We start from the raw sequence: 4549 nt of genomic DNA, 5'->3' as shown, positions 1-4549 counted from the left end.
CGCGCCGCCGGTTGCGCTCCTCGGCCCTGCTGCCCACTCGCGGCCCGGGAAGGGCCGTGGCGGGTGCCGCTGCCGCGGGCAGTTCCTCGGTCCAGCCGGAAACGGCGGCCGCGGTCTTGTCGCCGCCCTTGCTCCAACCGTCGCCGCCACCGGGACGGTCGCCCTGGATGAGCTCGATCGGGAGCATGACCAGCGCCGTGGTGCCGCCACCCTCGCCCGGCCGAAGCTGGACGCGGATGCCGTGCCTGGTGGCGAGTCGGCCGACCACGAACAGACCCATGCGGCGCGAGATGGACACGTCCACGACAGGCGGGCGGGCCAGCCGCTGGTTGGCGTCGGCGAGGTCGTCGCCGGTGAGGCCGATGCCGTTGTCGTGGATCTCGATGAGCGCGCGGCCGTCCGGCAGGATGTGGCCGGTGACGCGCACCTTGGTGTGCGGGCTGGAGAACGTCGTCGAGTTCTCGAGGAGCTCGGCGAGCAGGTGCACGAGGTCGTTGACCGCGCGACCCGCGATGTCCGTGGTGGGCAACGCGCCCAGCTCGACTCGCTCGTACTGCTCCACCTCGGAGGCGGCGGCGCGCAGGACGTCGACCAGCGGGACCGGTCGGGTCCAGCGGCGGCCGGGTTCTTCACCGGCGAGCACCAGAAGGTTTTCACCGTTGCGGCGCATACGGGTCGCGAGGTGGTCGAGCTTGAACAGGTTGGCGAGCTGGTCCGGGTCGGCCTCGCGGTTCTCCAGGTCGGAGATGAGCGCGAGCTGACGCTGGATCAGGCTCTGGCTGCGACGCGAGAGGTTGACGAACATCGCGTTGACGTTGCCTCGCAGGAGGGCCTGCTCGGCGGCGAGTCGTACCGCTTCGGCGTGGACCGCGTCGAACGCGCGGGCCACCTGGCCGACCTCGTCACGAGAGAGCACGCCGATCGGCTGGATCGTCAGATCCACGTCCGACGGATCGGACTCGGACAGCCGGCGCACCGTCTCCGGCAGTCGCTCCTCGGCGATCTCGAGCGCGGAACGACGCAGCGTGTTGAGCGAGCGGACCAGCGAGCGCGCCACGATCACACCGAGCAGGATCGTGATCAGCAGTGCGCCGACGACCAGGATGGTGTTGATGAGCGCGTCGGTGCGGGCCTCGTTGCGCAGCCGGTCGGCCGACTTGGACAGCTTCTGTCCGAGCTGGGCCTCTACCTGGCCGAGCGCACCGATCTTGTCCGACGAAAGCGTCCACCATTCCTGGGTGGTGAACTCGTTGGACGTGGAGATCTTGCCGCCGCCCTTGAGGGTCGCGTCGTCGACCAGGCCGCGGAAGAGCTGGAACCGCTCCTCGACGGTGGAGATCTTGTCGCGGCTCACCTGGGACTGGTAGAGGAGCCTCCAGTCCTCGGGGGCGACGCCCTCGAACTCGGTGAGCGCGCTCGTCTCGGCCAGGTTGAGGCGGTTGAGCGTCTCGCTGGTCTCGATCGGGATGTTGTTCGGCTTGAGTCCGTAGGCCATCACGGCCGCACGCTGTGCGGACGCGTACGCCTTCATCTCACCGAACGAGCCGAGCGCGCGAGCGCCCTGGATCAGTTCGGGGTCACGCGTGACCTCAGGAGCCTCCTGGTTGATCTGGAGGAGCTTGAGGATCATCTTGTTGTAGGCGTCGATCGTGCCGCGAGCGCTGGTTCGGAACGCGTCCTGACGGTTGGTGTTCAGGTTCGTCAGTTCGTGACCGATGTCCTCGAGCGTGGCGCGCAGCACGGGCATCGAGTCGGTGTTCAGCTTCGCGACGGTGGCGCCGTAGACGACCACCTGTTCTTCGGTGCTCTTCTTGACCTTCGCGATCTCGGCTGTCGTCTCGGGAGTACCGCCGGCGCTCGCCTGGGCGAGCAAGTCGCGTTCCTGCTCCAGCATCGTGGCCAGCGTCGACGCCTGGTCGATGACGGCGGCAGCCTTCTGCACCGTGTCCATCTCGCGGGTCTTGTCGATGGACGACTGGATACGCAGCCCACCGAGCAACGCGGCGACCACGACAGGCAGCAGGAGCAGCGCGGTGATCCGGGTACGGATGCGCCAGTTCCTGATCGAGAACAGCAACGTGAGCCGGGACGGTGCCGGCCCTGCGGGCCGGGTCGTCCCGGCGCTGGGTATGGGGTCCCCGACGATGTCGGGAGTCCCGTTGGCGTCCTGGGCTCCGCTGGCTTGCTGCGGGGTTCGCACCTCCGGCGAGGAGGGGCCGGCCGTGGCCGGGGCCCCCGCGGAGTCGTGCTGCTTCTTCCGACGTCCCTGCACTAGCGTCGCAACCTCTTGTGACCAGTCGTTAGACCCGCCGGTAAGGCGAGGCTTGTGTGCGTAAATCCCTGGATTCGCGTTCATCCCAGGGCTCCTCCCGCCGCGTTCACGCGGTGAGGAGAAGGAACTCCGCTTGTTGGGAACCACCCCCGTGGTCGCAGGCATTTCAGCACAGCCTCGGGGTCGCAACAAGATAGCGGGGTCACGACAAAAGGCGATTCACCCCGGTCTCGGCGGATAAGCCGTTGCGACCGGATAACGCACGGTATTACCGGGCGATCACGGGCAAAATGCCACACGTTTGCCGAGGTTGTGCCGAGGTGAAAATCACATATTGCCGTCCGGGCTCGAACACCTGGTGTAAACCGTGATGTGCGCACCGTGAGCGATCGTCACAGCGATCATGGCCGGGCGACCCGTGACCACCCCTGACGTAACCACGGGTAACCTTGATGTACAAGCCTGCACCCTGCACGTAGTCGCGCGTCGAAAGCCAACGAGAACCGGGAACCGTGGACAACATCAGCACGCACCGTCTGAGCACCGCCAACCCCAAGCGCACCCGGGTGGAGTCGGTGATCCCGCGCCAACGCGTCGCCGAAGGCGGCGACCAGCCGACCATCGAGGCCGTGCGGACCGCGAACCCGCGCCGGACGAACCTGATGGACGTCCCCTCCTGAATCACCTCTCGGCAGCCCCGACCGAGGCGCCCCGGTCCGCGCCCGCGTCGCCAGGTCCGCGACCTCGCCGCGTTAGCCTGGAGTCGTCTCTTTCGTGACTCTCCGGCAAGGGTGACCCATCGTGCGCATCGCCAGGTTCTCCGCTGACGACTCGGTGTCCTTCGGGGTGGTGACCGGCGACGCCGACCATCCCGAGTCGCTGGTGGTGCACGCCCTCGCGGGTCACCCCTTCGGCGAACTGCGCCCCACGGGCGAGCAGTACGCGCTGTCCGCGGTTCGGCTGCTCGCACCGGTACTGCCGAGCAAGGTCGTCGCGATCGGCAAGAACTACGCCGCGCACGCCGCCGAGATGGGCTCGGCCGTGCCCGACGTCCCGATCACCTTCCTCAAGCCCTCGACGTCGGTGATCGGCCACGGCGACGGCATCGCGTACCCGCAGATCTCCGACGACGTGCACCACGAGGCCGAACTCGCCGTGGTGATCGGTCGGATGTGCCGCGACGTGCCGGCCGAGCGGGTGGCCGAGGTGATCTTCGGCTTCACCTGCGCCAACGACGTCACCGCGCGCGACCTCCAGCGGGCCGAGGGCCAGTGGGGTCGAGCCAAGGGCATGGACACCTTCTGCCCGCTCGGCCCGTGGGTCGAGACCGACATCTCGCTCGCCCAGATCTCCGACGGCGAGGGACTGACCGTCGCGTGCACGGTCAACGACGAGGTGCGCCAGGCCGGCACGACCGCGCAGATGATCCGTACCGTCACCGACCTCGTCGTGCACGTCACCCAGGCGATGACGCTGCTCCCCGGCGACGTGATCCTGACCGGAACTCCGGTCGGCGTCGGCCCGATCCACGTGGGTGACCGCGTCTCGGTCACCGTCGGTGGCATCGGCACCCTCACCAACAAGGTGATCAAGCGCGGCTGAATGCCGCCGAAAGTCCCGCGACAGGCCCGACGGGTGCCGGAACACCCGGACTTGTGCCGATTCGAACGAGGTTCCGGTAACCCGTTTTGGTCACGCGCGCCTCTTCGGGTAAAGTTCTTCTCGTGCCGCCCCGCAAGGGAGCAGCGCGGAGCGAAGTCCCCCGCACAAGCCCTTGGGCAACGGCGACGGGACCAAGCATTGGGGTATGGGGTAATTGGCAGCCCGACGGTTTCTGGTTCCGTTAGTCTAGGTTCGAGTCCTGGTACCCCAGCTGCATCACTTTCGGGTGATGCCGCTGGTAGAAGTTCACGGTTGATGATCTGGCCCCGTTGTGTAGTGGCCTAGCACGTCGCCCTCTCAAGGCGGTAGCGCGGGTTCGAATCCCGTCGGGGCTACCAGATCCGACATCAACACCTGCAGTACCGAGGCCCCGTTGTGTAGTGGCCTAGCACGTCGCCCTCTCAAGGCGGTAGCGCGGGTTCGAATCCCGTCGGGGCTACCTCGAAAGAAGACCTCTCGCAACAGCGAGAGGTCTTCCTGCGTTTTTGGCCTTCGGCGGTCGGTGGCTTTTGCGCGGCCTGGCCTGGGCTGGAGCGGGACTTGGCGGGGTGTGTTGCTGCGGGTTCGGGTCGGTGGGCTTGCGATGGTTCCCACCCGCACCACCCGTTGCGTTTC

At 67.4% G+C, this 4549-nt stretch carries 3 protein-coding genes and 3 tRNA genes; 5 read left to right on the top strand and 1 reads right to left on the bottom strand.

From position 1 onward, the window contains the following. The coding region (locus GT354_RS02450) for a nitrate- and nitrite sensing domain-containing protein (RefSeq protein ID WP_161354494.1) at window positions 1–2272 on the bottom strand (2272 nt) is incomplete at its 3' end. Between the two features lie 512 nt (window positions 2273–2784). On the opposite strand from GT354_RS02450, the gene GT354_RS02445 reads away from it, so the two are divergent. From GT354_RS02445 to GT354_RS02425, 5 genes are all read left to right on the top strand, one after another. Beyond that, the gene (locus tag GT354_RS02445; RefSeq protein ID WP_161354493.1) at window positions 2785–2952 is read left to right on the top strand and encodes a hypothetical protein; all 168 of its coding nucleotides are present in this window, start codon (window positions 2785–2787) and stop codon (window positions 2950–2952) included. A 121-nt stretch (window positions 2953–3073) separates the two neighbouring features. Further along, window positions 3074–3874: a fumarylacetoacetate hydrolase family protein gene (locus GT354_RS02440; protein ID WP_161354492.1), complete on the top strand. Its 801-nt coding sequence runs from the start codon at window positions 3074–3076 to the stop codon at window positions 3872–3874. Between the two features lie 199 nt (window positions 3875–4073). After that, window positions 4074–4145, top strand: a tRNA-Gln gene (locus GT354_RS02435). A gap of 51 nt (window positions 4146–4196) precedes the next feature. Further along, window positions 4197–4272: transfer RNA gene (locus GT354_RS02430), tRNA-Glu, on the top strand. A 28-nt stretch (window positions 4273–4300) separates the two neighbouring features. After that, window positions 4301–4373 (top strand) — tRNA-Glu (locus tag GT354_RS02425). Window positions 4374–4549 lie beyond the last annotated feature (176 nt).

Origin of the sequence: Streptomyces sp. SID3343 (assembly GCF_009865215.1) — a bacterium.
GTDB lineage: Bacteria > Actinomycetota > Actinomycetes > Streptomycetales > Streptomycetaceae > Embleya.
Note: the sequence above shows the minus strand (reverse complement) of the source record. Positions and strands in the feature narration are given on the sequence as shown.